The sequence below is a fragment of the Streptomyces sp. NPDC058000 genome, assembly GCF_042886435.1.
GTDB lineage: Bacteria > Actinomycetota > Actinomycetes > Streptomycetales > Streptomycetaceae > Streptomyces.
This window is the reverse complement of the sequence record NZ_JBHVQS010000016.1, coordinates 53332-77543: the sequence shown is the minus strand read 5'-3', so window position 1 is coordinate 77543 and position 24212 is coordinate 53332. Positions and strand designations below refer to the sequence as shown.

Below are 24212 nucleotides of genomic sequence, written 5' to 3'. Positions count from 1 at the left end.
CGGTTCCGTCTGGCAGAACCCGACCGCCGTCGCGGCCTCCAGGACGGGTCGGTTGATCGCGTGGAAGGTTGCGATGGGGATTCACTCGGCGATTTCTGCGACCGGCGCCTGGCATCACACGGCGGGTGACAGGTTCTCGCTTTCTCCGCCTTCTCCCGTCCTGCCGTCACCGTGTTCGGCGTCGGCGTGCATTCCGTGCAGCAGGTCCTGCTCGATCTCCTCAAGGCTGCGGCCCTTGGTCTCGGGCAGGGTCGTGCCTACGAAGAGGAAGGCGAGGAACGTCGTCACGGCGAAGAAGAGGAAGTTGACGCCGGCGCCGAGGGCCTTCAGAAGGGTGGGGAAGAGGAGCGAGACCAGCATGTTGAACAGCCAGTTGAAGAGGACACACAGGCTGACGGCGGCGGCCCTGATCCGCAGCGGGAACAGCTCGGGGAGCATCACCCATTGCACCGGGCCCCAGGAGATCGCGAATGAGGCGATGAAGAGGGCGATGCCGAGCAGGGTGAGGGTGGAGAGCAGGGCTCCGTAGCCGAGGCCGGCGAGGTTGGTGAGCGCGAGCAGCACCATGGCCGCGCACATGCCCAGCGCGCCCCACAGCAGCAGGGGTTTGCGGCCGCGGCGGTCGATGAGCTTCATCGCGGGCAGCGTCATCAGCATGTTCAGCGCGCCTACCCCCATGGTGGCGATGATCGCGCCGGTGTCGCCGAAACCGATGTCGGTCAGCAGGGTGGGCGCGTAGTAGATGATCGCGTTGATGCCCACGACGTTCTGGAAGAACACCAGCAGCATCCCGACGAGGAAGACTCGCCGTAGCCTCGGAGACAGCAGGTGGAAGGGCGTGAGCAGCTCGGTGTCGGCCTTCTCGGCCCGTACCGTCTCCTCGATCTCGGCCAGCTCGGCGTCCGCGGCAGTGGTGTCGCCGCGCAGTTGGTCCAGCACCCTGCGTGCCTCGTCCCCGCGCCCCTTGCCGACCAGCCAGCGCGGACTTTCGGGCTGGAGGAGGATGCCGAGCGCGAGGACGGCGGCCGGCACGATGCCGAGTCCGATCATCCAGCGCCAGGCACCAGTGTCGTGCAGCAGGTAGTCGACGACGTAGGCGAGGAAGATGCCGACCGTGACCAGCAGTTGCATCAGTGAGGCGAGCCCGCCGCGGATGTGTTTGGGTGCCAGCTCGGTCAGGTAGAGGGGGACGACGACGGAGGCGATGCCGACGCCGATGCCCAGGACGAAGCGGAAGGCGATCAGCGTCCACGGGCCGATGGCGGCGGAGGCGCCGAGCGTACCGAGGATGAAGACGCCGGACGCGGCGAGGATGAGCCGGCGCCGCCCCCAGGAGTCCGACAGTCTGCCGGAGACGCCCGCGCCGAGCATGGCGCCCACCAGCAGGCCGCTGACGACCATGCCCTCCAGGAGCGGGGTGAGGACGAGGTCCTTCTTGATGAAGAGCATGGCGCCGGAGATGACCCCGGTGTCGTAGCCCCACAGGATGCCGCCGAGGGCACCGAAGAGCCAGATCAGCGCGTTCTTCGTGCGTGTGCTCATGTGTCTGCCGTCCTCTCAGCTCGGCGCCGGCGACGCGAGCTGGATCTTGCGGCCGATGCCGGCTCGGAAGGCCGCCACGGCGTTGTCGAAGTTGTCGAGACCGAAGACGTCGGCGATCAGTGCGTCCAGGTCGAACCCGGCAGGTCGAGCCCGGAGCAGGCTGATGGCGGAAGGGGAAGCTGTCGTGCACATCTCACTCGACACAGGAGGGTGCCGAGATGCCGGTCAGCGCGGTGAAGTCGGGAGGCAACGCGGCGCCGCCATGTGTGACAGGGGCCCGGCCTTTGCGGATGCGGCTTGGGATGGCGAGAACGTTAACGCTACCGAAGTGTGCCTGCAACCACCCGTTACGAATTTCCTTCGATGTTCCTCGTATCACCCCTTTGTTGTGGGGTTTTTGCTGACTAGGCAGTCAAGGCTGGCCGGTCGAGGGTAAGGTGCTGTACTGTTAACGATAACGCTCGGAGTGCCTGTCCCGCAGGAAAGGTGAGTGCGATGGAGGCGAACACGTCAGGCGACGCCCAGGCTCCCCCGTGCGGTAGCGCGGAATTCGTCCTTCCGCTGCCGCACGCCGCTCAGCACGTCGGCAGCGTGCGATCGAGGGCACGCAACGTCCTCGGGAACTGGGATCTGCCGTCGGACGCAGCTGACGACGCCCTGCTGGTGATTTCCGAACTGGTCACCAACGCGGTCACCCACGCCCTGCCGCCGGCCGTGCTCAGGTTGTCGTCCGCGGACCGGCAGCGTGGTCTGCGTATTGAGGTCACGGACGGGGGCCGGTGTTGCACAGCCACTCCCGGTCATCGACGGACGGCCTGACTGAAGAGCACGGCCGCGGGCTGCGCATCGTCGGCGCTCTGTCGGACCGGCGTGGCGTGATCGCTGACTCTGGTGGCATCACCCGATGGGTGGATATGCGCCGGGTATGAGGTCCGATTCGCAGTCGCCGAGTCCCGGGCGCACGTCAGGGCGCCGTACGCGCGGCCGCTGCGCGCCGGCACGAGGCTCGCCGACCCCCTTCGGACGACGTTCCGCACGCCTCAATCCCGACCGTGAACGCCCCGGTCCTCTCCGACGCTCTCGCGCACGCCGTAGCGGACCACCGATGTCGGCACCACCGTTCGGCGCGCTGGGCCTGCCGGGGTGTCCGGCCCCTCCCCGAGCCGGTCCAACAGCAGTTGGGCCGCCCGGCGCCCGACCTCGTCCGCGTCGTACGAGACGACGGTGACCGGTACGTCCAGCATGTCCGCCATCTCGAAGTCGTCGAAGCCCGCGAGCGTTGTACCGGTGCCAAGGCGCCGCACCGCGCGGTAAGCGCCCAGTGTGATGCGGTTGTTGGTGCAGAACAGTGCCGTCGGCGGGTCCTCGCGGTCGAGGAGTTCCAGGGCCGCTGCCTCGGCGGTGGGGATGTCGTGTGGGCCGCGGCGCACCAACTCGTCGCGCGGTGCGATCCCGGCCTCCTCGTGCGCGGCCCAGTAGCCACGGAAGCGCTCAGCACCGGTGAAGAGGGTGGGCGGATTGCCCAAGAAGCCCACGCTCCGGTGTCCTTCGGCCAGCAGTTGTTCGGTTGCCGCGCGGGCACCGCCGAAGTCGTCCACGAGGACTGTGTCGGCCTCGATACCAGAGGGCGGCCGGGAAGCGAGGACCACCGGGGTTCCGCCGAGCGAGGCGGGGCTGAGATGACGGTGGGTGGCACCGGCCGGAATGACGATCATGCCGTCCACCCGGCGGGAGACCAGGTCCTCCACCAATTCGCGTTCGCGCTGGACCTGTTCCGCCGTATTGCCCAGCACCAACCGGAGCCCGTGCTTCTCGACCACCTGCTCGGCGCCGAGCGCGAGCCGCGAGTAGAAGGGGTTGGCGAGATTGGTGACGACCAGGCCGATCATGCCGCTGGGACGGCCGAGGCGCAGATTGCGGGCCACCTCGTTGCGGCGGTACCCCAGCTCTCGTACGGCGGCCAGCACCCGATCCCGGGTCGCGGGACCCACACGCTCGTCCTTCAAGACCCGCGACACGGTCATGGCACTGACACCTGCACGAGCGGCGACATCCCGCATCGTGGGGGAGGCGGGTCCGGACGATCCGGGACTGCCGGATGGGGACACTGCGCTCGCTCTCTCTTCGAAGCCGACGGCCGCGGGCGCTTTGGCACTGCGCCCGCGGCCTTCATTCTAGGCGGCCGTCAGCGGCCTCCGGCTGCTGCGGGCTGTGGCCGCACAGCCCACCACGCGGCACCGAGCAGTGGTGCGTCATGAGGGTGCTCAGCAGTACGGAACACCATCCTGGTGCTGAGTACGCCGTTCGGGCCGGCGTCCAGTCCGGCCCTCAGCGGACCCTCGATCAGATCCCAGGACGCCGCGATCGAGCCGCCGACGACCAACGCTGTGGCCTCGAACCGCGCCAGCCACGGAGCCAGGGCCGTCCCCAGCGCCCGGAAAGCCTGGTCCAGTACGGCCCACGCATGCCGGTCACCGCCGCGGGCCAGCTCGGCGATGGTCCGTACATCGGGGACGACGTCCGGGTCGTCCAGCGCCGCGCGGGCGTAGGCGGCACGGATACCGCGTCGCGACACGGTCTCCTCCAACGGTCGCCCACCGTAGGACAGTAGATGCACGCTGCCGTGCGGCGGCACCAGCGGGCCGTCGTTGACGGGTTGCCCCCGGTCGAGGAAAGCGGAGCCGACACCACTGCCGAGAGTGATGCAGACGGCACGGGCATGGCCGATGGCTGCCCCGGCGACGGACTCACCGATGCCGAAGGCGTCCGCGTCGTTGAGGAACCGCAGCGCGCAGGGCGCCGGCCGCAGTCGCCGCTTCAGCTCGGTGCCCACGTCCACGCCGTACAGCGCCTCGAACTTGCCGACCTCGTGAAAGAGCCCGACCCCCGCTTCATAGTCGAACGGGCCCGGCACCGCCACGCCCCAGAGCGCCCGCGGCGGGGGATCGAGCCGCGTGGCGGTCGCGGTGATGGCGTCGAGGATCTCCTCGGCCGTGCCCTGCGCGGGCAGCGGTTCGCGCACCGCCTCGCCCATCAGCTCCCTGGCGGTCAGGTCCACAAGCGCCGAGGTCACGTGGGTGCCGCCGATCTCCAGCACGGGAACGGGTGCGCTCAGCATGTGCTCAGCCCCTGATGCGCGGCCCGGGCAAGGCCGAGGTGCTGCGGGGCGCGTCCGAACAGCACGGCCGTCGCCACTGCCCAGGCAGCTCGCTCGCCGGCCTGCGCCCGCGGCGAACGCAGCAGTCTTGCCCACTCCCGCCAGGGTCCCACCAACGAGCCGTACGGGCGAAAAGGGTTGTGCGGATGATCGATGCCGTGGTCCGGTACGACTTCAGTCTCGTCGACGGCCTTCTTGGCCGTGCCGGCCTCGAAGGCGGCGAGTAGCCGCTCGGTCTCGGCGGCCGGCCGGCGGTGGTTGCGGGGCGAGCCGCTCCAGGCGGGCCCCGTGAACTGGAGAGTGCGGTTCATAGTGGCATTTCCTCGTATGGACAGGGTCTGTGGCCGTGCCGCTCAGCGCATCGCGCGGAACGTGCCGGTGCGCAGGGCGCCCTCGATGTCCTCCAGGCTGCGTCCGCGGGTTTCGGGTACGCAGCGGAACACGAAGAGGACGGCGAGCGCGTTGAGCGCGGCGTACAGCCAGAAGGTGCCGGAGACACCAAGGGTGCTGGTGAGGGAGAGGGTGGTGAGACTGACGATGAGGTCGGCGAACCACACGGCGAAGGTGGACACCGCCACGGCGACCGCCCGGACTTTCAACGGGAACATCTCCGGTCCTGCCAGCCACACCACGACCGAGAGGCTGCCGCCGTTGAAGGCGATGTAGCCGAGGATGCCGAGGACCACGATCCAGCGGGCACCGCCCTGCGGGGCCTGGCCATGAGTGAAGACGGCGGCCAGGGCGGCGAGGCAGACCACGGCGCCGGGAAGCAACACCAGCAGCAGCCGGCGCCGGCCGATCCGGTCCACGAGCCACATGCCGAGGGCGACCATGAGGAAGTTGACGACGCCGACGCCGACGGTCGTGAGCATCGCGGCCGAGCGCCCGAAGCCGGCGTCGCCGAGGATCGTCGGGGCGTAGTAGATGATCGCGTTGATGCCGGTGATCTGGGAGGCGACGGCGAGGCCGATACCCGCGATCAGGGCCGGGCGCAGCCAGCGGGCGCGCAGGGCACGCAGGCCCCGTTCCCCCGTCGCGGACGCGGTCTCGGCGAGCTGGTTCAGTTCCGTTTCCACGGCGGCGCTGTTGGGGCGCACGCGGGCGAGGACCGCGCGGGCGGCCTCCGGACCGCGGTGCGTGAAGAGCCAGCGCGGGCTCTCCGGCAGGGCGCACATGCCGATCAGCAGGACAACGGCGGGCAGCAGGCCCAGACCGAACATCCAGCGCCAGCTCTCGTCCAGGAGATAGCCGGAGAGATACGCGGCGAGAATGCCGCAGGTGACGGCGAGCTGGAAGGCCACCACAAGACCGCCGCGCCGGGCGGGCGGGGCGAGCTCGGCCACGTACAGCGGCACGGCCTGTGAGGCGAGACCGACCGCAAGCCCCAGTACCAGTCGAGCGATGCCGAGCGTCCAAGCCCCGGGGGCGAGGGCTGCGAACACGGCACCCGCCGAGAAGACCGTGGCGGCCCAGATGACGGCCTGGCGCCGGCCGAGGCGCTCGGCGATGCGGCCCGAGAGGCAGGCACCGAGGATGGCACCGATGAGGATGGCGCCGGTGACGAGTTCCTGACCGGCGTCGGTGAGCCTGAAGTCGTCGGCGATGGTGGGCAGAGCGCCGGAGATGATGCCGGTGTCGTAGCCGAAGAGCAGGCCCCCGATGGCGCTGACGGCGGCGATGGTGGCGAGGGAGCGGCCGCGGCTGTGGCCGCTCCCGGTGAGGGACGGTGATACGGAAGTGGCAGGTATGCGGCTCATGGAAGGCTGTCTCTTCTCTTTCTCTGCCCCGCTACGGCGGGGCGCCGCGAGGAACGGATGAGTGAGTTATCGATAACATGAGGTGACGGGGGACTCCTTTCCGCCGGAGGCCGGGCCGGTCGCCGCCGGTCTCAGCTGACCAGGGACTTGACCACGTGTACCGTCTGCTCGCCCAGCGGTCGGAGCCGGTAGGCGCCGACCGCGGCAGGCACGGTCAACGTCTCGCCGAATACCAGCTCATGGGTCCGGCCGTCGGCGGTCTCGATCACCACGCCGTCACCGGCGGAGACGTTGAGGAGGTGAAAGGTGCCCTCGGTGTCGTCCTCGGCGGGCTGTGCGCCGCCGGCCTCCGGGTCGATGACGTAGCGCCGCACTTCGTAGAACATCTCCGGCAGCGTGCCGATGACCTCCTCGCGCCAGCCCGGGCCCTCGCGCAGCGTTCGCGGGTCCTGGATCAGGTCACGGGCCACCTCCTCGCCCTGGCGGCGGGTGTCGAGATTGGCGAAGCCGTGGTCGTACGGCAGTGGACGGGAGTTGCCCCGCGCATCCTTGCGCAGCCAGTCGTAGAAGCGCAGCGAGTACAGATACGGGGTGGCGCTGATCTCCAGGACGAGGTTGCCCGCTCCGGAGGCGTGCGGGGTGCCTGCTGGAATCATGTAGAGCCGCCCCTCCTCCGAAGGGTGGCTCTGCACGAAGCGCTCGACGTCCATTTCCACGCCGCTTTCGATGGCCGCCACGACCTGCTTGTGCATCAGGTCAACGTCGGCGTCCTGCTGCAGACCGAGGTAGACGCGGGGGTCGTCACCGGAGTTGGCGGTGACGTAGTACGTCTCGTGTTGGGTGTACTGCCAGCCGAAGTGGTTCCGCATGTACTCCGCGCGGGGGTGGAGGTGCAGTGAGAGGCTGCCGCCCTCAACCGTGTCGAGGTAGTCGTAGCGGATCGGGAAGGACGTGCCGTACTCCTCGTGCACGGCTGTACCCAGGAACTCCACCGGATGCAGCACGCACAGCAGCTGGAACGGCAGCTCGACCTCCGCTTCCGGGCCGTCGCCCACCAGGACGCCCGCTTCGGGCGCGATCAGCTCGTAGCCGAGCGCGGTATTGCCCTTCTGGGGGTCGAAGCCCAGCTCGCGCACGGCCCACTGGCCACCCCAAGGCGTGGAGTTGAAATACGGGCGGGAGCGCACCGGGGTCTTGGCGAGCGCCGCGAGCGTGGCACGCATCGTCTGACCGTCTATGGACGCGGGGGCCATGGGGCGCTGCAGGTCGAGCCAGCGGTCGATGCGGCGGGCGATGGCGTCGCGGTGCGCGTCGAGCATCGGCCAGTCCGCGTAGAAGAGGCGGCGAAGGTCGCCGGCCTCGTGGTGGCGGCCCAGATTCACCCCGAGCGGCAGTTCCCCTGCGGCGACGGCGGACTCGGCGAGCCGCTTCGGCAGATCGGCGTACCACAGCACGTCGTGCTCGACGAGTGCTGCACCGGGGCCGTAGGTGATGAGCAGGCCCTCCGTGGGCCTCTCGACCTGCGGAAGCCCACGGTAGAGGTCGGTGAGGGGGTTCTGTGCGAGCCGCAGGTAGTGCGGGTCGGCATCGCGGTCCGCGCTGTCGCCGGTGCGGTCGAGGACTGTTCCCCAGCCGGCCTCGTACGTGCGCAGATCCAGCAGTTGGGCCGGTATGCCGCGGTCGGCGAGGGCGGTGAGGAGGGAAGCGGCGGCGTCGGCCCAGTCCAGGGCTGCCGGCCCGTCGAGGGCGAGGATGGCGGGCCCCGTAGGGAGGGTCTCCGCGGCGGCGTGCCAGCCGCGGGCGACGGTCCCGCCGACGGCGGCGTATCGGGGGTTTCGTTCGTAGGAACGGGTCACATCGGCTCCAAGGGGTGTCTTGCGGGTGTTACGTTAACGATAACAGTCCACTGGTCTCCCGTGCCAAGAGTCATACCTGGGCGCCGGCGTACCGCATGCCCATCTCGCCGGCCTGGGCGTCGAGATCATGGCGAATTCCGACAATGTGCTGCGCTGCGGACTGACCTCCAAGCATGTCGATGTGCCGGAACTGCTGCGCGTCGTCCGCTTCGAGACGCATACGCCGGAGGTGCTGCGTCCGGAGCAGACTGATAGGGAGTCGGTATACAGGACACCGGTCGACGAGTTCCGGCTGTCGCGCTACGTCGTCGCCGGCCAGGCACAGATCGCCGGCGGCGCCGCACCGCAGATTCTGTTGTGCACTGAAGGCCGGGTCGTACTGGAGGCCCTGTCGACGGGTGCCCAACTCCCTCTGAAGCCGGGGGAGTCGGCCTTCATCCCGGCGAACGAGGGCGGTGGGCATGTGGGCGCGGAGGTGGAGGTCCGCGGATCAGGAGTGCTCTTCCGGGCGACGGTTGCCGGCTGACCGGGGACCACAGGCCGTCGGCGGGCAGCGAATTCGGCTCCGTGTCGCGCGATCTGACGGGTGGAGTGGAGCCGGCGCCGACGGCTGGGGTTGCCGGCCCGCACGGTCGCCGACGCCGGCTTCGGCGCAGCGCGTACGGACCGCGGCGCCACCTGCTCCGGGCGAGGTCAGGGGTGGGGCTGCTTCTCGACCGGTTCGACCTCGAACAGCTCATCGCCACCACTCACACCGTGATCACCCGCATGAATGATCACGAAGCGCATACCGGTGCAGAGCGCCTATTCGGAGGGCGCGGTATTCAGTGGCGCCGCGCCTGGAGCGACCGTCCCTCCCGCGCGTCGACCGTCCGATCGTTCGAAGTCCGTCACGCCACTGTCGCGCCGCGACGCCACCACCGCCAGCACACCGATGGCGATCAGTGACCAGCCGCCCGAGACCGGTTCCAGCACGGCCACCGGGATTCCGACTGCCAGCAGGATCCATCCGGTCTCCACAGGCATCGCGCCTACGGCGATCACGACCCTCCTGGAAAGGAGCCCAAGGCCGAAGAGGGCAACTCCGCTGATCATGAACCAAAGGGCCATCATGCGGGTGTAGTTGTCGTTACGGACGGTATTCCACAGTCCGTCGGAGACGATGCCGCTCCAGTACGAGTACGAGGCGATGACGCCCACCATCATGTGCACCGCGGCGGCAGCGAGCATCAGGCGGGGAACCCAGAGGCGGAGAGCTCTGGCGTTGGACGTACGGGATTCCGGGCGTGTGGAGGCATTCATGACGCTGTGTTCCTTCCGGGAGCGCCGGGTGAGGGATCCATCTCGATCGCCGACGAAGTCAGCAGGCCGACCGGTCCAAGAGCGGCATCAGCAGCTCGTACATGCCGCGCAGCTCTGGCTTCGGGAGCGGGGGCGTGAGGTGCTCCGCCCCGACCAACATCAGATAGAGCATCTTGGCCACTTGATCCGGTCTGCCATGGCCGGCCTGTTCGCACAGATCCCGCAGATATCCGATGCGGGTTGCGTCGACACGTTCCTGCACCCGCGCCGCTTCGGGATCCTGTTTCGCCCAGGCCCGCATTGCGATCTCCAGCGGCGGACCGGCGTCTTTGGTCACTTCAGCCAGGAGCCTCGCCAGCCGCTCCCGGGCCGGAAGCGTGTCGGACGCTTCAACTCCATTGATGATCGCCGTGGTGCACTCGGCCTCGAAGTGGCTGAGCAATCGGGTCCGATACTTCGGCATCGATCCGAAGTGGTGATAGAAGGCACCCTTCGACATGCTCATGCGCTCACACAGTCGATCCAGCGTGACCGCGGGGGCGCCCTGCTCCGCCAGCAGCGTCAGGCCCTGGTCCAGCCACGCCGACCTCTCCGTACTCACCTTGACCTCTCTTCCATACCAAAAGGTTTGGTATGGAAGAGGCTAACAGGCACGCCCGAGGAAGGGGAATGGGTGGAGCACCGGACCCTCCGGCGCTCCACCCATCCCACGAGATTCAGGCCCAAAGGCGCACTGGTGGACGGTTGTTGAGACACGCTCCTGGCCACAGCCGTCGACGGCACCCGGGGGCCATACACCACGCGGCCGGCGCGTGTGCTGGAGCGGTGTGGCGTGCAGATCCTCAATTGCGACGGACCTCCATGCCTGCTGGCCTGCATCGACGACGAGTTGAAGGCTCCGTAGCGGTCGGCTCCCGTTCGGCCCGCCATCGGGATCGCGCCTGTATGGGAGGAGCGGGGAACGTTTTGGCCCGGTATTGCCTCCTGGCATGCCGAAGCGGGCCCTCAGGAGACCCGCCAAGGCGAGAGGTGTTTCCCATGACATCGAGCACAACCTCGGTCACGGCCGCCGTCGGCAGACCGCTCCCGAACGCCGAAGGGGCAAAGCGCAGTTGGCTGGAGGTGCGCGGCATCCGGTTGCATGTCGCCGAGTACGGGACCGGGGCACCGGTCCTGCTGCTGCACGGCTTCCCGCAGCACTGGTTCGCCTGGCACCGGGTCGCGGTCCTGTCGGCCGCCGGACGACGGCTGATCTGCCCGGATCTGCGGGGCTTCGGTTGGTCGGAGCAGACCAGGCGCGGCCACGACATCGACGCCTTGTCCGACGACATGCTCGCGCTGCTGGATGCACTCGGGCTCGATCGCGTGGGTCTGGTCGGGCACGACTGGGGCGCCCATGTGGGCTTCCGGCTGTGCCTGCGGGCACCGGAGCGGTTCAGCGGTTACCTGGCGCTCAACGTGGCGCATCCGTGGGCTCGGCAGCGAGCCATCCTGCCGAACCTGTGGCGGCAGTGGTACACCGCCTTCGTCGAGTATCCGGTGATCGGTCGGGCCGTGCTGCGCCACTGGCCGGCGTTCTGCCGCTTGCTGCTGCGTCACCAGGTCGTCGACCGGTCGGTCTGGCAAGCCGACGAGCTCGCGGAGTTCAGCGCCGGAAGGCATGAAGGTGTTGGGATTCTCGGGGTGGCGGTGGACATCGGAATCAGGGCGTGTATCGGAAGTGGTGGTTTTGAACGTGGCCTGTCCCGACCACACGGGGTTGGTTGAGCGGCTCGATGCGGCTCGATGCGGCTCGATGCAGCTCGATGCGGCACGGTGTGGGCACCGTTCGATGCGGTCGGTCGACGGCACACGCTCGGCCTCGTCTTCCACGACGTGCACGAGCCTTGCCGAGCCTGCCGATCCCTGCCGTACTGCCCGTACCCGCAGGCTGCTCGACGTGGGCAGGCAGTCATGCCCGAGCGGGGAGCGGTTCCATTCCCTCATGGCCTCGGGCTGACTTCACCGTCGAACCAGCGGTCAGGGCGGATTGGTTGGGGGTGTCAGCTGGCGGTCGGCTCGTCGGCGAGGTAGGGCGGGGCCGGCTCGTACTGGATGTAGCGGCGGACGACGCGGGCATGGTCGCGGCCGTGGAGGTGGCCGATGAGCCACAGGGCCATGTCGATTCCGGCTGAGACGCCCTGGCTGGTGATCAGGTTCCCGTCGACGACGTAGCGGGCGTCGCGGACCACGGTGATGTCGCCCCTGGCTTGCAGGGTGTCCTCGAAGAGGTAGTGGGTTGCGACCCGGCGGCCGCGGGCCGGTCCTGCCTCGTGCAGCAGCAGGGCTCCGGTGCACACGCCGGCGGTCCAGGCAGTGCCGGCGGCGGTCTTACGGATCCAGTCGATGAGCACGGGGTTGGACACTTCGCGGCGGGTGCCGTTGCCGCCGGGGACCAGGAGGACGTCCAGCGCAGGGTGGTCGTCGAGGGTGTGGTCCGGTAGGACGCGCATGCCCTTGTTGCAGCGGACGGCGCCGGGGCGTTCGGCGATGAGCAGCGCGGTGTCGGCGTGGTCGCGCAGCATGGAGGAGGCGGTGAACACCTCCCACGGCCCGATGAAGTCCAGCTCCTCCGCGCCGTCGAAGGTCAGCAGGCCGTAGGTGGTCATATGTGCTCCCTGGTGGAACGGAATCGGTCGCGGTAGTCGGACGGTGCGATGCCCAGGTGTCGGTGGAACGCGCGGCGCAGCGTCTCCGCGGTGCCGAAGCCGTACCGTCGTGCGAGGGTCTCGACGGGGTGGCCGGTCTCGGCGAGGGCCCGTTTCGCCGCCTCGATGCGTACGCCCTCGACATACGTTGCGGGTGGGATGCCGAGTTCGGCGGTGAACCTGCGCTGGAGGTGGCGGGGGCTCAGCCCGGCGTGTGAGGCGAGGTCGGTGATGCCGTGCCGGGCACCGGGATCGGCGTGGATCGCGGAGACCGCCGCGCGGACGGGGTCGGTGGACGGCTGCCCCGACCACAACGGCACGCTGAACTGCGACTGGTTGCCGGGGCGGCGCAGGAACAGCACCATCTCCTGCGCGATGGCGTGGGCGACCTCCCGGCCCACGTCGTCCTCCACCAGGGCCAGTGCGAGGTCCATCCCCGCCGTCACCCCGGCCGATGTCCAGACCCGCTCGTCCCTGAGGAAGATCGGATCGCAGTCGACGACCAGTTCGGGATGCTCCCGTATGAGTTGCTGCTCACGCGCCCAGTGGGTGGTCACCCGCTGCCCCCGGAGCAGTCCGGCGGCGGCCAGCAGGAACACTCCGCTGCACACCGAGGCAACGCGTCGGGCGCCGGCCCCCGCCTCGGCGATCCACCCGGTCAGCGCCCGATCGTGACGGGCCTGGTCGACTCCGCCGCCGCCGGCCACCACCAGCGTGTCGATCCCCGCAGGGTCCACATCGGCCACACCGTAGGGAACGTGTACCGGAAGGCCACTGCCGGACCGTACCGGCCCCGGACACGGTGCCGTGACCTGGCAGGAATATCTGCCGGTGAGTTGATGGCCATGCTGAAACACCTCGTACGGACCGAAGAGGTCGAGGGGCTGGAATCCCTCGAAGATCACAAAGACAATGCGGTGTTGCTCCACCCCTCCAGCCTGCGATCCGGCTCCGGATGGCGTCAACGACAGGCACCCCACGCTTTGCGCCATACCGAGGGCGCGACAGCAGAAGTTGGACGGTTGGGAACGGCCCGGCCCGCCGACATGACCTTCCTCCGGCACCGCTTGAGATCGGGCGAGGCCGCCCCGGACTGCGTTGAACCGCCGGGGCAATCTCTGCCGAACGGCAGATGCGCAGGCAACCCGGCCCGGCGGAGACTCCGTTGACGAGCGATCAGCGACGCACGGCAGGCGGCCCGGGCGGGCGACGCATGCCCGCCCGCTGCCTCGTGCACCCCCGGTCACCGGCGACGACGAACCGAAAGCGAGCGGCCCGTGAACCCCGCCCCGACCCCGACCCGGCTCACTCCCCACCGCCCCCACCCGGGCCGGTGGACGACTTGCCTGGCGGCCACCGTCACCGCACTGGCGTTGACGGCCTGCACGGCAGGCTGTGCCCCCAGCGCCCCCACCACCCCCGCAGGCCCCCCAGGTTCGGCCCCGGCAGCCCGCCCCCACTGGACGCAGACGTGGGGCGCCGCCGTCCAACCGCCCGTCGACGGGGACGAGGACGAGCCCGCGAACTGGTCGAAGAGCGGCTTCCGCAACCACTCCGTGCGCCAGGTCGTCCGGGTCACCGCCAGCGGCTCCCAGGTGCGCCTGAGACTGTCCAACCGCTACGGCACCGGACCCCTGAAGGTCGACGGGGCGGCCCTGGCCCGTTCCGCCGGCGGGGGAGTGGCCTGGCCCGGCACCACCCGCCGGCTGACCTTCGGCCACACCGGCACGACGGTCATCCCGGCCGGCCAGGAGACCACCAGCGATCCGCTGCCCCTCGCCACGTCCCCGCTGGAGGACCTGGTGATCACCCTGCGCTTCGCCGGCCGCACCGGCCCCGCCACCTTCCATCGGGTGGGGCTGGCCACGTCCTACCGGGCCGCCGGCGACCACCTCGACGACGTCCTGGCCACCGCCTACACCCAGTCCTCCCGGGCCACGTACTACCTCAGCGGGGTCGACGTGCTGGACTCCGCGGGCCCGGCGCGCTCCACGGTGGTGGCCTTCGGCGACTCGCTCACCGACGGCGTCGGCACCACCCCCGACGCGCACAACCGCTACCTCGACGACCTCGCGGAGCGGCTGATCGCCGCCCGCCGCGACCGCTCCGTGGTCAACCGCGGCATCGCCGGCAACATGCTGCTCACCGACAGCCCCTGCTTCGGCGAGAAAGGCACCACCCGCTTCCGCCGGGAGGTACTGGACCGCCCGGACGTACGGACGGCCATCCTCGAACTCGGCGGCAACGACATCGGCGTCAACTGGTCCCGGAACCCCTGCCTTCCGCCGACCCGCCATCCCGTGACGGCCCGTCAAATCGCCGATGGCTACACGTCCTTGGTCCGCGCCGCCCATCAGCACGGCATCAAGGTCGTGGGCACCACCGTCATCCCGCTGCGCGGCTACCCCGGATACTCCGCCCGCGCCGAGCGCCTGCGCACCGAGGTCAACCACTGGATCCGCACCAGCGGGACCTTCGACACCGTCGTCGACCTCGACCGGGCGCTGGCCGACCCCGCCCACCCGGACCACCCCCGCCCCGGCTACGTCTTCATGGACGGTCTGCACCCCGACGACGCGGGATCGCACGCCCTCGCCAATGCCTTCGGCCTGGACGCGCTCTGACCGCGGCCCGGTGCGCCCGCACCACCGCTCGAAAAGCCTTTCGCCCCGCGTGCTGATCGTTGATACGTTGCCGATGTGGCGAAACTCAACCAGATCATTGCCGTGGAGAAGGGCATCAAGTCCAAGTCCCATCAGGACCTGACATCCGCTCACCACGGACTGCAGAAGCCGGCGTTGCTGGCCGGCATCTCCCGTACGTACCAACCCAAGGACGAGGAGGGCGAGCAACTGCCGCCCGAGTCGACTCGGGTGCAGGTGCAGGCCGAGGACGTACTACGGGACACGGCCCGGGCGCTGACCCGGCTGTTCGACGTGACCGCCACCAAGGACTGGGCCAACTGCACGGCGCGGGCCGACGTGACCGTGGAGGGGCGGACGCTGCTCCGCGACGTCCCGGTGTCGTACCTGCTGTTCCTGGAGAAGCAGCTCACCGACGTCAACACCTTGGTCCGGAGGCTGCCGGTGCTGGACGCCTCCGAGGCGTGGGTGCAGGACCCCTCCACGGATGCCTGGAAGACCGAGCCGGTGCGCACCGTGCGGACGAAGAAGGTGCCCCGCAACCACGTCAAGGCCGAGGCCACCGACAAGCACCCGGCGCAGGTCGACGTCTACTACGAGGACGTGCCGGTCGGTTACTGGACGACCGTGAAGTTCTCCGGCGCGCTGCCGGCAAAGCGGGTGAACGAACTGCTGGACCGGGTCGAGAAGCTCCAGCAGGCGGTGAAGTTCGCCCGCGAGGAGGCGAACGGCGCCGAGATCACCGATCAGCGGGTGGGCGAGGTCGTCTTCGGCTACCTGTTCGGGTAGCGTCTACAACTCCCCGGCGCCGCAGTGCGTCCGGGGTGCGCGAGGAGCGCAAGCTGACACTGAAGTTCGTCGTGACCAACGCGGTTCCAGTGGAGGTTCGAGTCCTCCCCGCGGCCTTCCGGGCCGCGGTAGCCCAACTCGGCAGAGGCAGACCGCGATCAATCTCAGACTCTCGCTCCAGTCTCAGCATTCGCCACCCATCGCCGGATCGACCGGGCCGGGCCCTGGTCGTCGGATGCCGGTTCAAGTCCGGCCCGTGCAGCTCGATGCGCGGTAGTTCAAAGGCAGAACACGACGACATGATGACTGACCCGCGCCCTCAAGTGAGCCGGCGTGTGCAGTGGGGTGGCATCCGAGGGCTCGGGGGCAGGCTACGCCCCCGGGCCCGCTCCTGCTTCCGGCCCCGTTCCCGGCCCTGCTTCCGTTCCCGGTGGCGTACGCGGACATGACGAAGCGGCGGGCCGCTCCGGGGCGGTCCGCCGCTTCGTCGGGTCGTGCGGGGGTCAGTCGATGGTGAGTTCGCCCATCGCGCTCCAGCCGTCCGCGTCCTTGATCGTGGTGCTCACGATGTCGGGCGTGCGGCGCAGCAGCGGGCGCATCGCCTCCAGGCCGGCGCGGAAGTGGTCGGAGTTCACGTGGGCCTCGCCCGCGTCGTCCTGGAACGCCTCAACCAGGACGTAGGTGTTCGGGTCCGCAAGACTGCGCGACCACTCGAACCACAGGTTGCCCGGCTCCTCCCGGGTGGCGCGGGTGAACGCGCTGACCTTCTCGGGCCACTCCTCGACGTGTTCGGGCTTCACCGAAAACTTCACAACGATAAAGATCATCCAGGCACCCTAAACCATTTGCCTCATCCCTCGCATTTCGCCCCCCGAGGTGCACCCAAGTGGTCGTCCCGGGCGGCCTGTTACTGGCGAGTAATTTGGCTGATCATGATCTCGTCCCAGGTGGGCGCGCCGTCCTACGCTCCCGATCACCGCACCGGACGGACGCCACACCGTGGCGCCGCGGTCAGACCCCTGGAGCAACGATGGCGCGATCCCGCCGTACCGCAGACCACCCCCTCGGCCGACGACGAAGGGCGGCAACCTCCCTGTGTGCGGCGGTAGTTGCCGCGTCGCTGGCGGTGGCCGTGCCCGCCGGTCCCGCCGCGGCGGCCGTCCGGCACCGGCCCGCGGCCACCACAGCCGGCGCGTTCGCCGCCCCCGCGTTCCGGCTGGCCGACATCCCGATGAAGGACGGCACCGTCCTCAAGGCCGATGTCTTCACGCCGGCGCCCGGCACCCCCGGCGCCGACCGGAACGGCCACTACCCCCTGGTCGTCCAGCCGGCCAGCTGGGGCCAGAACGACCTGGAGTACGTGGCCCAGGGTCGACAACTGGCCGCCGACGGCTATATCGCGGTGACGTACACGGTGCGCGGCTTCTGGGGCTCCGGCGGAAAGATCGACGTCGCCGGGCCCAAGGACGTGGCCGACATCTCCACGGTGATCGACTGGTCGCTCGCCCACACCCCGGCCGACCGGAGCCGCGTCGGCATGGTGGGGCTCTCCCTGGGCGGCGGCCTCACCCTGCTGGGCGCCGCCTTCGACCCGCGGGTCAAGGCGGTCGCCTCACTCAGCGGCTGGGCGGACCTGGCCGACTCGCTCTACAGCGGACAGACCCGACACCTCCAGGCCGCCGGCCTCCTCGCCGCCATCCAGACACCGACCGGCCGCCGCAGCCCCGAGTTCGCCCGGACGCTGGCGGACCTCTTCGCCGACCGCGACCTGCCCCGCGTCGTCCAGTGGGCGCACACCCGGTCCCCGGCCTCCTACGTGGACCGCATCAACGCCCACGGCACCGCCGTCTTCCTCGCCAACGCCTGGGGCGACAGCATCTTCAACCCCGGCCAGATGACCTCCTTCTACCAGCGACTGACCGGGCCCAAGCGGCTCGAACTGCGCCCCGGAGACCACGCCACCCAGGAAATGACCAGCCTGCTCGGCCTGCCGAACGCCACCTGGGCGAGCGCGCGACTGTGGCTCGACCACCACCTCAAGGGCTCCGGCGGCACCGGTGGGCCGCGCGAGGGCGTGGAACTGGAAGTCCGGCCGGGCGGCAGGGAAGAGAGCTACCCGAACTGGCGGGCCGTCAGTTCCCGGACCGACCACCTGCGGCTGGGCCGCCCCGATTCCCGCGGCACCGGGACGCTCGGCGGACCGGCCGGTACCGAAGCGGCCGGCGCCCCTTGGTGGCGGCGGGTGTCCGGCGGCACCGACTCGGGCGCCGACGGCGGCATCGCCGAGCTGTCCGGGCTGCTCGATCAGGTCGTCGGCCTGCCGCCCACCGTCGTCGTCCCCCTCCTGCCCCGGAGCGCCGCAGCGGTCTGGCAGTCGGCGCCGTACCCGACCGACCAGCACCTCCGCGGCGCCGCGCGGCTGCACACCGCCGTCACCGCGTCCGCCCCGCAGGGCACCGCCTTCGCCTACCTCTACGACGTGAACGCCCTGGGCGTCGGCAAGCTGATCGCGCACGCCCCGCAGAGCTGGTCCGGCAAACAGCCAGGGCACGCCTTCCCGCTCGACGTCACGCTCTTCCCCACCGCGTACGACCTGCCCGCCGGGCACCGCCTCGCCCTGGTCCTGGACACCGCGGACCCGCTGTACGGCGGCAGCACCCCGCGGGGGAGCAGCGTCTCGTTCGGCTCGCCGGCGGACGGCCCCGCCGAGCTCACGGTGCCACTGCGGTGAGGGTCCGGGCCGCCCGTCCGCGGCGGCCCGGGCCGTTCGGCCCCCGCACGGTGCCCTCCGGCCCACTGGCCCCGCGCCGCGCGAACGCGCAGGCTCGATAGCGCGGGGCGAACGCTCCGCCATCGGACGCGTTGAGGGACAGCCATGGAGCCGGAGATCATCACCGCCGGGCTCGACGGCTCGGCGGAGGGCCTGGCAGCGGCACACTGGGCCGCCGACGAGGCACACCGGCGGGGAGCCGTGCTGCGGCTGCTGCACGCCTGGATCCTGCTGGCCGCCCAGGCGCCGGACACCGCCCCCGAGCGGGACCAGAACATCTACGCCCGCCAGGTCGTCCAGGAGGCCGCGGACGCGGTCCGGGACCGCCATCCGCATCTGCGGATCATCGAGGACCTGGTGGGCGACGAACCGGAACCGGCGCTGCTACGGGCCTCGGCGGAGTCCCGGCTCCTGGTGCTGGGGTCGCGGGCCCTCTCGGCGTGGGAGAGCTTCGTCCTCGGCGACGTCAGCCTGAGCGTGGTGGCCCGGGCCGCGGGCCCGGTCGTCCTGGTACGGGCCGGTGGGCCGGGCCCGCAGGAAGGCGCGCGACCACCGGCCGAGGAGATGCCGGACGGCCCCGCGGAGGCCACCGGACCGCGGGTGGTGGCCGGGATCGGCCTCGGTGGGCCCGCCGAGCACCTGCTGGCGTTCGCGTTCGACGCGGCGGCCAGCCGCGGGGTGCTGCTCCAGGTGGTGCACGGCCGCCCGTTCCCCGTGCAGGTCTACACCCCGTGGGGCGTGGACCCGGACGCCGCGGGCGAGCTGACCGCGGCGACGGAACGCGAACTGGACGACGTCCTCCGCCCGTGGCGTGCGCGGTTCCCGGGCGTACCGGTGCAGCGGACGGTGCTGCCGGACAGCCCGGCCCGGGCCGTCGTCGAGGCCGCCCCGGGAGCCGGACTCCTGGTCGTCGGCCGCCGGCGGCACCATCGACTGCCGGCGCCCCGGATCGGCGCCGTCGCCCATGCCGCCATCCATCATGTGGCCTGCCCCGTTGCCGTGGTTCCGCACGACTAGGGCCGGTCCGGTGGATCGGGGTCAGAGAGGCCCTGGACGGGCCCGCGCGGCGGTGCGTCGTCCTGCTCCACCGGCCCCGTACGCCGTTCGGGCGCGCGACGCGGGATCATGAAGACAGGAATCCGGGCGCATCCGCCCGGGGCCGACAGATTGCCGTACATCCGGAGGTAGTGGCCCACCATGAGGCACCGCAGAGTGGCCGACCTGATGACCCCCAACGCCGTCACCGTCCAACGGGGCACCCTGTTCCGGGAGATCGCGCGGCTGCTCGACGAGTACGACATCACCGCCGTACCGGTCGTCGACGACGACGGGAGGCCGGTGGGGGTGGTGTCCGAAGCCGATCTGCTGCGCCGCCAGCTCTCCAAGGCCGGGGCCGCCACCGCCGGGGCGATCATGACCAGCCCCGCCGTGGTGGCGCGGCCGGAGTGGAGCGTCGTCGAGGCGGCCCGGACGATGGAGCACCGCAGGGTCAAGCGGCTGCCCGTGGTGGACGACACCGGCCGGCTCATCGGGGTGATCAGCCGCAGCGACCTGGTCCAGCTGTTCCTGCGGCGCGACCGGGCGATCCAGGAGGAGATCCTGGAAGAGGTCCTGACCCGCACGCTCGGCGTCGCACCGTCCGCGGTCACCGTCGACGTCGCCGACGGCACCGTGACGCTCATCGGCGCACTGGAGCGCAAGAGTCTGGTCCCGATCGCGGTCCGGCTCTGCGAGAGCGTGGACGGAGTGATCGAGGTGATCGACCGACTCACCTTCGAGCAGGACGACGCCACCCACGACGACGCCTCCCACGACATCTCCCACGACGCCTCCCACGACGCCTCCCACGACGAAGCCGTCCAGGACGTCGGCGTACCGGACGGCATCACCGCCCGGTCCGGGCAGCCGGCGGCCGAACCAGGCTGACTCCGGCCGCCGGCCCGGTGCCCCGGACGGCCGCCCGGGCCGGGCAGCGACCGGCGGCCGGAGGTGTACTTGACCCACAGCCACCCATACGGACAGCGAGGTCGGCCGCCGGTCGCCGCCGGCGGCCCGTGAACGAGGGGAGCGGGCCCGTGTCGCCACCGGACGCCACTGCCCTTCCGGCCCGGCCGGACCGGATGTTCGACCGTGCCGACGAGTGGACGGACCTCGTGGGCTTCGCCTGCGAGCCGAGCCCCGGGGCCACCCTCGCGCTGGTCTCGGGGCAGCGCCGGCAGGGCAAGACCTTCCTGCTGGAGGCGGTGAGCCAGGCCACCGACGGTTTCTACTTCGACGGGCAGGCGGCGGCCGAGGCGGAATCCCTGCGCCGCCTGGCCGAGCGGCTCGCCGAGTACACCGGCGCGGCGCCGCCGGCGCACTGGCACCGCTGGGACGAAGCGGCCGACGCGCTGTTCGCGCTGGGCGACGAGCGGCCGGCACTGGTGATCCTCGACGACTTCCCCGAACTCGTCGGGCACAGCCCCGCGCTCCCCTCGGTCCTGCACTGCGCCTACCTCCGCATGCGCCAGGAGCGCCCGGACAACCGCACCCGCCTGATCCTCAGCGGCGCCAGCCCCGCCGTCATCCGCCGGCTCTTCGCCGGCCCGTCCTCGCTGCACGCAGTGGCCTCCCTGGAGGTGGAGGTACGGCCGTTCAGCTTCCGCAAGGCGGCCCGCTTCTGGGGCATCCGGGCGCCCCGGCTCGCGGTGCAGGTGCACGCCGTCGTCGGCGGCACCCCCGCCTACCGCGGCGACCTGGTCTGCGACGACGTGCCCGCCGGCCCGGACGACTTCGACGCCTGGGTGTGCCGGACCGTCCTCAACCCCCGGGTACCACTGTTCTGGGAGGCCCGCCACCTGCTGGAACAGGAGGGTGACTACGCCGACCGCGCCCTGTGCCACTCGGCGTTGGTCGCCATCGCCGGCGGCCGCTCCACCCCCGGCGGTATCGCCGACCGCCTCGGCGCCTCGCTGCACGACGTCAGCCACGTCCTGGCCGTGATGCACAAGCACGGACTGCTGCACGGCGAACCCGATGCGTTCCGTCCGGGACTGACCCGCTACCGCATCACCGAGCCGCTGCTGGCCTTCGAGCACGCCATCGCCTGGCCACACCGCGCCGCACTGGAACAGGAGGAGGCGCCCGCCGTCTGGCGCCGGATCCGTCCGGTCTTCGACACCACGGTGGCCGCGCCGCACTTCGCCCAGCTCTGCCGGGACTGGGCGACCCGGTACGCGGTCTGGGACACCTTCGGCGGCGAGGTGAGCACGGCGGTCCGCGGCACCGTCCCCGAGCCGGAGGCGAACACCCGGCTCGACGCCGAGGTGGTGGTCCGCGGTACGGCCGACGGGCGGCCGGGGGTGCTGCTGTCGGTCGGGCTGGCCCGTTGGAACGAGGCCATGGACGCCCCGCACCTGGAGCGGCTGCGCCGGATCCTCGCCCTCCTCGCCGCGTCCGGCGAGGACACCGGCCAGGCCGTGCCGGCCTGCTACAGCGGCGTCGGCTTCGGCCCGGAGTTGCGGGCCGCGGAGGCCAAGGGCGAGGTCCTGCTGATCGGCACCGACCGGCTCTACCACGGCGAGTGACCACCTCCCCCTGACGTTCCGTCAGCTGCCCGGGGCCCGTCCGGGTCGCGCCGGCGCGCCGACGGTGCCCAGCATGGAAGGAGCAGAAGCGTTCTGCTGCCCGTAGGGGAGGTGACCCTGATGGATCTGCCCATCCGCCACCGGTCCGACAGTCCGTGGGAGCGCGGGCGGGGCTGGCCCCAGCCGATGGCCGAGTTCCGGGAGGTCTTCGACCGGATGAACCACTTCCTGGAGTCCGCCTCGTTCACCCCGGCCCTGACCGGGACGATCGCCTTCGCCCCGCCGGCCGACCTGCACGAGACCGACGCGGCCTACGTCGTCGAGTGCGAACTGCCGGGGATCGCCCGCGAGGACATCGACGTCGAGGTGGGGGAACACGAGGTGACCGTCTCCGGGGAGCTCAAGGAGTCCGAGCGGGAGGGTGCGCTGCGCCGTCGCGGTCGCCCCACCGGGAAGTTCGAGTACCGGGCGCTGCTGCCGGTGGACGTCAAGGCGGACGAGGTGACCGCCTCGCTCTCGGACGGTGTTCTCACGGTGACGGTCCCGAAGGCGTGGGCCGCCACACCGCGCCACGTCGAGATCCAGGGCTGAGCCGCCGGGGTGCGGCGGGGCGGTGCCGCCGCCGGGGTTCCTCCGTAGGGGCCGGTGGCCGACCGGCCACCCTCCTCGTGCGGTCCGCGGCCGCGTACGCACACTGGAAGGAGGCGGGGCGCGCGCTCCCGACCGGGCGTGCGCACAGAGTCACGGCAGTGCAGAGAAGGGTGAGTGGCGATGCAGGCGCACAAGGGAGACGTACTGCGCTTCACCGGACGCGCGGTGGGCAATCCGGAGCACCGGGCCACGGTGGTCGAGGTGCTCGGACGCAATGGTGAACCCCCGTACCGGGTGCGGTACGAGGACGGCCACGAGACGGAGATCTTCCCCGGCCCGGGCTGCGTCACCGAGAGCGCCGCCGAGGGCCGGCCGGCGCGGTCCGACGCGACCCGGCACAGGGTGTAGTCCCATGGGACGCAAAGCGGCGGCCCGCCGCCGGCACCGGACGGCGCCCACCGGCAACGGAAATCCGGGTCGGGCCGGAAAGCCGGGTCGCATTGACGAGTCGGGGCAACCGGGCCGCATCAGCGAGCCGGAACAGCCCGAACAACCGGGCCGCACCGGGAAACCAGGCATCACGGGCATCTCCGGTGGCAGCGGGCAGCCACCAGGCGCGGCCGACGGCTCCGGGCGGGCCCACGCGGTCCCCGGCGGCCGGCTGCCACCGCACCAGGAGCCGAAGCCGAAGCGCCCGGTCCGGACGATCCGGGTGCCCGGCCTGTTCGGCTGAACCGGCGGCCCGGCTGCCGGAGTCGCCGGTCCCGGCCCGGGCGCGCAGCATGGAACCAGGCACGTATCCCAGGCATGCGTCCCCGGCATGCCTGGGCCGAACACCGTCGTTTCGCGGAGGTGACCGCGATGAACATGCCCGCGCGACACCGGCCCGGCAGCCTCCTGGAGCAGGTTCTGCCGCCGTTGAACTGGGGCGAGCCGATCGCCTCGGAGTTCGACGATCTCTACGAGCGGATGGGCCGCCTACTGGAGTCCGCCGGCGGGGTGTCCGCACTCGGCGGACGGACCCACTGGGCGCCGCTGGCGGACCTGCACGAGACCGACAACGCCTACGTCATCGAGGCGGAACTGCCCGGCGTGCAGCGCGACGACATCGACGTCGAGATCGACAACCGGGAACTGCGCATCAGCGGCGAGCACAGGGAGTGCGTGCGGGAGGGCGTACTGCGCCGCACCACCCGCCGGACCGGCCAGTTCGAGTTCCGCGCGGCGCTGCCCGTCGACGTCAGGTCCGATGAGGTCACGGCGAATCTGACGGACGGGGTGCTGACCGTGACCATCCCCAAGGCGGAGGCCGCGACACCGCGGCACATCGAGATCACGGACTGACACGGGCCGTGGACGGCCGACAGTCGGCAGACCGTCCGCCCAACTCACCTTCAAAGGGCGCCACTTGACGCCTCCGCACGGTTCGACGATCTCCGCGCCGTCGACTGTCCGGGCGCGGGGTCGGTGAGCGCCGACCTGCTGGCCGGGGCCGCGTGCACCGCCCGGGCCAGTGGGCTGAGGTGCCTGGGCCCGCTCGATTGACATGCAGC

Annotated in this window: 24 protein-coding genes, 1 tRNA gene and 1 pseudogene; 14 read left to right on the top strand and 12 right to left on the bottom strand. The window is 70.8% G+C overall.

Annotated elements, in window-relative coordinates:
• Positions 1-114: 114 nt before the first annotated feature.
• Together ACFVT2_RS18280 and ACFVT2_RS18275 are read right to left on the bottom strand one after the other, a co-directional pair.
• A complete protein-coding gene (locus ACFVT2_RS18280; protein WP_390018695.1) occupies positions 115-1542 on the bottom strand; it encodes a sugar porter family MFS transporter in 1428 nt (475 codons plus the stop codon).
• A 15-nt stretch (positions 1543-1557) separates the two neighbouring features.
• Positions 1558-1734, bottom strand: coding sequence for a hypothetical protein (locus tag ACFVT2_RS18275; RefSeq protein ID WP_390018693.1), 177 nt, complete (start codon positions 1732-1734; stop codon positions 1558-1560).
• 303 nt (positions 1735-2037) lie between these two features.
• Here ACFVT2_RS18275 and ACFVT2_RS18270 point away from each other — a divergent pair, with 303 nt between their 5' ends.
• Positions 2038-2361 carry an ATP-binding protein gene (locus ACFVT2_RS18270; protein ID WP_390018690.1) on the top strand — a complete coding sequence of 108 codons (324 nt, stop codon included), beginning with the start codon at positions 2038-2040 and terminating at the stop codon, positions 2359-2361.
• Positions 2362-2582: 221 nt separating this feature from the next.
• On the opposite strand, the gene ACFVT2_RS18265 is transcribed toward ACFVT2_RS18270, so the two are convergent.
• From ACFVT2_RS18265 to ACFVT2_RS18245, 5 genes are all read right to left on the bottom strand, one after another.
• The gene (locus ACFVT2_RS18265; RefSeq protein ID WP_390018688.1) at positions 2583-3602 is read right to left on the bottom strand and encodes a LacI family DNA-binding transcriptional regulator; all 1020 of its coding nucleotides are present in this window, start codon (positions 3600-3602) and stop codon (positions 2583-2585) included.
• A gap of 125 nt (positions 3603-3727) precedes the next feature.
• A complete protein-coding gene (locus tag ACFVT2_RS18260) occupies positions 3728-4660 on the bottom strand; it encodes an ROK family protein (RefSeq protein WP_390018686.1) in 933 nt (310 codons plus the stop codon).
• Positions 4654-5010, bottom strand: a complete 357-nt coding sequence (locus tag ACFVT2_RS18255; protein ID WP_390018683.1) for a hypothetical protein — start codon at positions 5008-5010, stop codon at positions 4654-4656. Before ACFVT2_RS18255 ends, ACFVT2_RS18260 begins: the two co-directional genes overlap by 7 nt.
• Positions 5011-5052: 42 nt before the next feature.
• Positions 5053-6456: a sugar porter family MFS transporter gene (locus ACFVT2_RS18250; protein WP_390018681.1), complete on the bottom strand. Its 1404-nt coding sequence runs from the start codon at positions 6454-6456 to the stop codon at positions 5053-5055.
• Between the two features lie 131 nt (positions 6457-6587).
• Complete coding sequence (locus ACFVT2_RS18245) at positions 6588-8312, bottom strand: class I mannose-6-phosphate isomerase (RefSeq protein WP_390018678.1); 1725 nt, start codon at positions 8310-8312, stop codon at positions 6588-6590.
• A gap of 58 nt (positions 8313-8370) precedes the next feature.
• Here ACFVT2_RS18245 and ACFVT2_RS18240 point away from each other — a divergent pair.
• Positions 8371-8838, top strand: a pseudogene (locus ACFVT2_RS18240) (mannose-6-phosphate isomerase, class I); the annotation flags it as partial.
• Positions 8839-9116: 278 nt separating this feature from the next.
• On the opposite strand, the gene ACFVT2_RS18235 reads toward ACFVT2_RS18240, so the two are convergent.
• Positions 9117-9614 (bottom strand): DUF6463 family protein, encoded by a 498-nt coding sequence (locus tag ACFVT2_RS18235; protein ID WP_390018676.1) that lies wholly within the window; start codon positions 9612-9614, stop codon positions 9117-9119.
• Positions 9615-9672: 58 nt separating this feature from the next.
• Positions 9673-10215 (bottom strand): TetR/AcrR family transcriptional regulator, encoded by a 543-nt coding sequence (locus tag ACFVT2_RS18230; RefSeq protein ID WP_390018674.1) that lies wholly within the window; start codon positions 10213-10215, stop codon positions 9673-9675.
• Between the two features lie 437 nt (positions 10216-10652).
• On the opposite strand from ACFVT2_RS18230, the gene ACFVT2_RS18225 reads away from it, so the two are divergent.
• Positions 10653-11381: an alpha/beta fold hydrolase gene (locus ACFVT2_RS18225; protein ID WP_390018843.1), complete on the top strand. Its 729-nt coding sequence runs from the start codon at positions 10653-10655 to the stop codon at positions 11379-11381.
• Between the two features lie 275 nt (positions 11382-11656).
• On the opposite strand, the gene ACFVT2_RS18220 is transcribed toward ACFVT2_RS18225, so the two are convergent.
• Both ACFVT2_RS18220 and ACFVT2_RS18215 read right to left on the bottom strand, forming a co-directional pair.
• Positions 11657-12262 carry a DJ-1/PfpI family protein gene (locus ACFVT2_RS18220; RefSeq protein ID WP_390018672.1) on the bottom strand — a complete coding sequence of 202 codons (606 nt, stop codon included), beginning with the start codon at positions 12260-12262 and terminating at the stop codon, positions 11657-11659.
• Entirely contained in the window at positions 12259-13230 is a 972-nt protein-coding gene (locus ACFVT2_RS18215) for a GlxA family transcriptional regulator (RefSeq protein WP_390018669.1), read from the bottom strand. The genes ACFVT2_RS18220 and ACFVT2_RS18215 overlap by 4 nt, the downstream gene beginning before the upstream one ends.
• 348 nt (positions 13231-13578) lie before the next feature.
• Between ACFVT2_RS18215 and ACFVT2_RS18210 the strand changes: the two genes are divergently transcribed.
• The 3 genes from ACFVT2_RS18210 to ACFVT2_RS18200 all read left to right on the top strand — a co-directional run bounded on the left by ACFVT2_RS18210 (position 13579) and on the right by ACFVT2_RS18200 (position 15848).
• Positions 13579-14925, top strand: a complete 1347-nt coding sequence (locus ACFVT2_RS18210; RefSeq protein ID WP_390018667.1) for an SGNH/GDSL hydrolase family protein — start codon at positions 13579-13581, stop codon at positions 14923-14925.
• Between the two features lie 75 nt (positions 14926-15000).
• Positions 15001-15732 carry a hypothetical protein gene (locus tag ACFVT2_RS18205; protein WP_390018664.1) on the top strand — a complete coding sequence of 244 codons (732 nt, stop codon included), beginning with the start codon at positions 15001-15003 and terminating at the stop codon, positions 15730-15732.
• Between the two features lie 18 nt (positions 15733-15750).
• Positions 15751-15848 (top strand) — tRNA-OTHER (locus ACFVT2_RS18200).
• Positions 15849-16235: 387 nt separating this feature from the next.
• Here the strand turns inward: ACFVT2_RS18200 and ACFVT2_RS18195 are convergent.
• Positions 16236-16559 carry a putative quinol monooxygenase gene (locus tag ACFVT2_RS18195; protein ID WP_390018662.1) on the bottom strand — a complete coding sequence of 108 codons (324 nt, stop codon included), beginning with the start codon at positions 16557-16559 and terminating at the stop codon, positions 16236-16238.
• Positions 16560-16762: 203 nt separating this feature from the next.
• Between ACFVT2_RS18195 and ACFVT2_RS18190 the strand changes: the two genes are divergently transcribed.
• The 8 genes from ACFVT2_RS18190 (at position 16763) to ACFVT2_RS18155 (ending at position 24003) form a co-directional block, all read left to right on the top strand.
• Positions 16763-18463 carry a CocE/NonD family hydrolase gene (locus ACFVT2_RS18190; protein ID WP_390018660.1) on the top strand — a complete coding sequence of 567 codons (1701 nt, stop codon included), beginning with the start codon at positions 16763-16765 and terminating at the stop codon, positions 18461-18463.
• Between the two features lie 144 nt (positions 18464-18607).
• Positions 18608-19519, top strand: coding sequence for a universal stress protein (locus ACFVT2_RS18185; RefSeq protein ID WP_390018657.1), 912 nt, complete (start codon positions 18608-18610; stop codon positions 19517-19519).
• 180 nt (positions 19520-19699) lie between these two features.
• Positions 19700-20428 carry a CBS domain-containing protein gene (locus ACFVT2_RS18180; protein ID WP_390018655.1) on the top strand — a complete coding sequence of 243 codons (729 nt, stop codon included), beginning with the start codon at positions 19700-19702 and terminating at the stop codon, positions 20426-20428.
• A gap of 149 nt (positions 20429-20577) precedes the next feature.
• Positions 20578-22068, top strand: a complete 1491-nt coding sequence (locus tag ACFVT2_RS18175; protein WP_390018652.1) for an ATP-binding protein — start codon at positions 20578-20580, stop codon at positions 22066-22068.
• A 120-nt stretch (positions 22069-22188) separates the two neighbouring features.
• On the top strand, positions 22189-22659 hold the full coding sequence (locus ACFVT2_RS18170) for an Hsp20/alpha crystallin family protein (RefSeq protein ID WP_390018649.1): 471 nt from the start codon (positions 22189-22191) through the stop codon (positions 22657-22659).
• A 180-nt stretch (positions 22660-22839) separates the two neighbouring features.
• Complete coding sequence (locus ACFVT2_RS18165) at positions 22840-23067, top strand: DUF1918 domain-containing protein (protein ID WP_390018647.1); 228 nt, start codon at positions 22840-22842, stop codon at positions 23065-23067.
• A gap of 4 nt (positions 23068-23071) precedes the next feature.
• Positions 23072-23392 (top strand): hypothetical protein, encoded by a 321-nt coding sequence (locus ACFVT2_RS18160; RefSeq protein WP_390018645.1) that lies wholly within the window; start codon positions 23072-23074, stop codon positions 23390-23392.
• A 128-nt stretch (positions 23393-23520) separates the two neighbouring features.
• Positions 23521-24003, top strand: coding sequence for an Hsp20/alpha crystallin family protein (locus tag ACFVT2_RS18155; protein WP_390018642.1), 483 nt, complete (start codon positions 23521-23523; stop codon positions 24001-24003).
• Positions 24004-24212 lie beyond the last annotated feature (209 nt).

Coding starts and splice junctions, on each gene's coding strand:
- ACFVT2_RS18225 (WP_390018843.1), top strand. CDS start 10,653: ATGACATCGAGCACAACCTCGGTCACGGCCGCCGTCGGCAGACCGCTC.
- ACFVT2_RS18270 (WP_390018690.1), top strand. CDS start 2,038: ATGGAGGCGAACACGTCAGGCGACGCCCAGGCTCCCCCGTGCGGTAGC.
- ACFVT2_RS18185 (WP_390018657.1), top strand. CDS start 18,608: ATGGAGCCGGAGATCATCACCGCCGGGCTCGACGGCTCGGCGGAGGGC.
- ACFVT2_RS18220 (WP_390018672.1), bottom strand. CDS start 12,262: ATGACCACCTACGGCCTGCTGACCTTCGACGGCGCGGAGGAGCTGGAC.
- ACFVT2_RS18155 (WP_390018642.1), top strand. CDS start 23,521: ATGAACATGCCCGCGCGACACCGGCCCGGCAGCCTCCTGGAGCAGGTT.
- ACFVT2_RS18280 (WP_390018695.1), bottom strand. CDS start 1,542: ATGAGCACACGCACGAAGAACGCGCTGATCTGGCTCTTCGGTGCCCTC.
- ACFVT2_RS18180 (WP_390018655.1), top strand. CDS start 19,700: ATGAGGCACCGCAGAGTGGCCGACCTGATGACCCCCAACGCCGTCACC.
- ACFVT2_RS18190 (WP_390018660.1), top strand. CDS start 16,763: ATGGCGCGATCCCGCCGTACCGCAGACCACCCCCTCGGCCGACGACGA.
- ACFVT2_RS18275 (WP_390018693.1), bottom strand. CDS start 1,734: ATGTGCACGACAGCTTCCCCTTCCGCCATCAGCCTGCTCCGGGCTCGA.
- ACFVT2_RS18170 (WP_390018649.1), top strand. CDS start 22,189: ATGGATCTGCCCATCCGCCACCGGTCCGACAGTCCGTGGGAGCGCGGG.
- ACFVT2_RS18165 (WP_390018647.1), top strand. CDS start 22,840: ATGCAGGCGCACAAGGGAGACGTACTGCGCTTCACCGGACGCGCGGTG.
- ACFVT2_RS18195 (WP_390018662.1), bottom strand. CDS start 16,559: ATGATCTTTATCGTTGTGAAGTTTTCGGTGAAGCCCGAACACGTCGAG.
- ACFVT2_RS18260 (WP_390018686.1), bottom strand. CDS start 4,660: ATGCTGAGCGCACCCGTTCCCGTGCTGGAGATCGGCGGCACCCACGTG.
- ACFVT2_RS18250 (WP_390018681.1), bottom strand. CDS start 6,456: ATGAGCCGCATACCTGCCACTTCCGTATCACCGTCCCTCACCGGGAGC.
- ACFVT2_RS18235 (WP_390018676.1), bottom strand. CDS start 9,614: ATGAATGCCTCCACACGCCCGGAATCCCGTACGTCCAACGCCAGAGCT.
- ACFVT2_RS18160 (WP_390018645.1), top strand. CDS start 23,072: ATGGGACGCAAAGCGGCGGCCCGCCGCCGGCACCGGACGGCGCCCACC.
- ACFVT2_RS18265 (WP_390018688.1), bottom strand. CDS start 3,602: ATGCGGGATGTCGCCGCTCGTGCAGGTGTCAGTGCCATGACCGTGTCG.
- ACFVT2_RS18255 (WP_390018683.1), bottom strand. CDS start 5,010: ATGAACCGCACTCTCCAGTTCACGGGGCCCGCCTGGAGCGGCTCGCCC.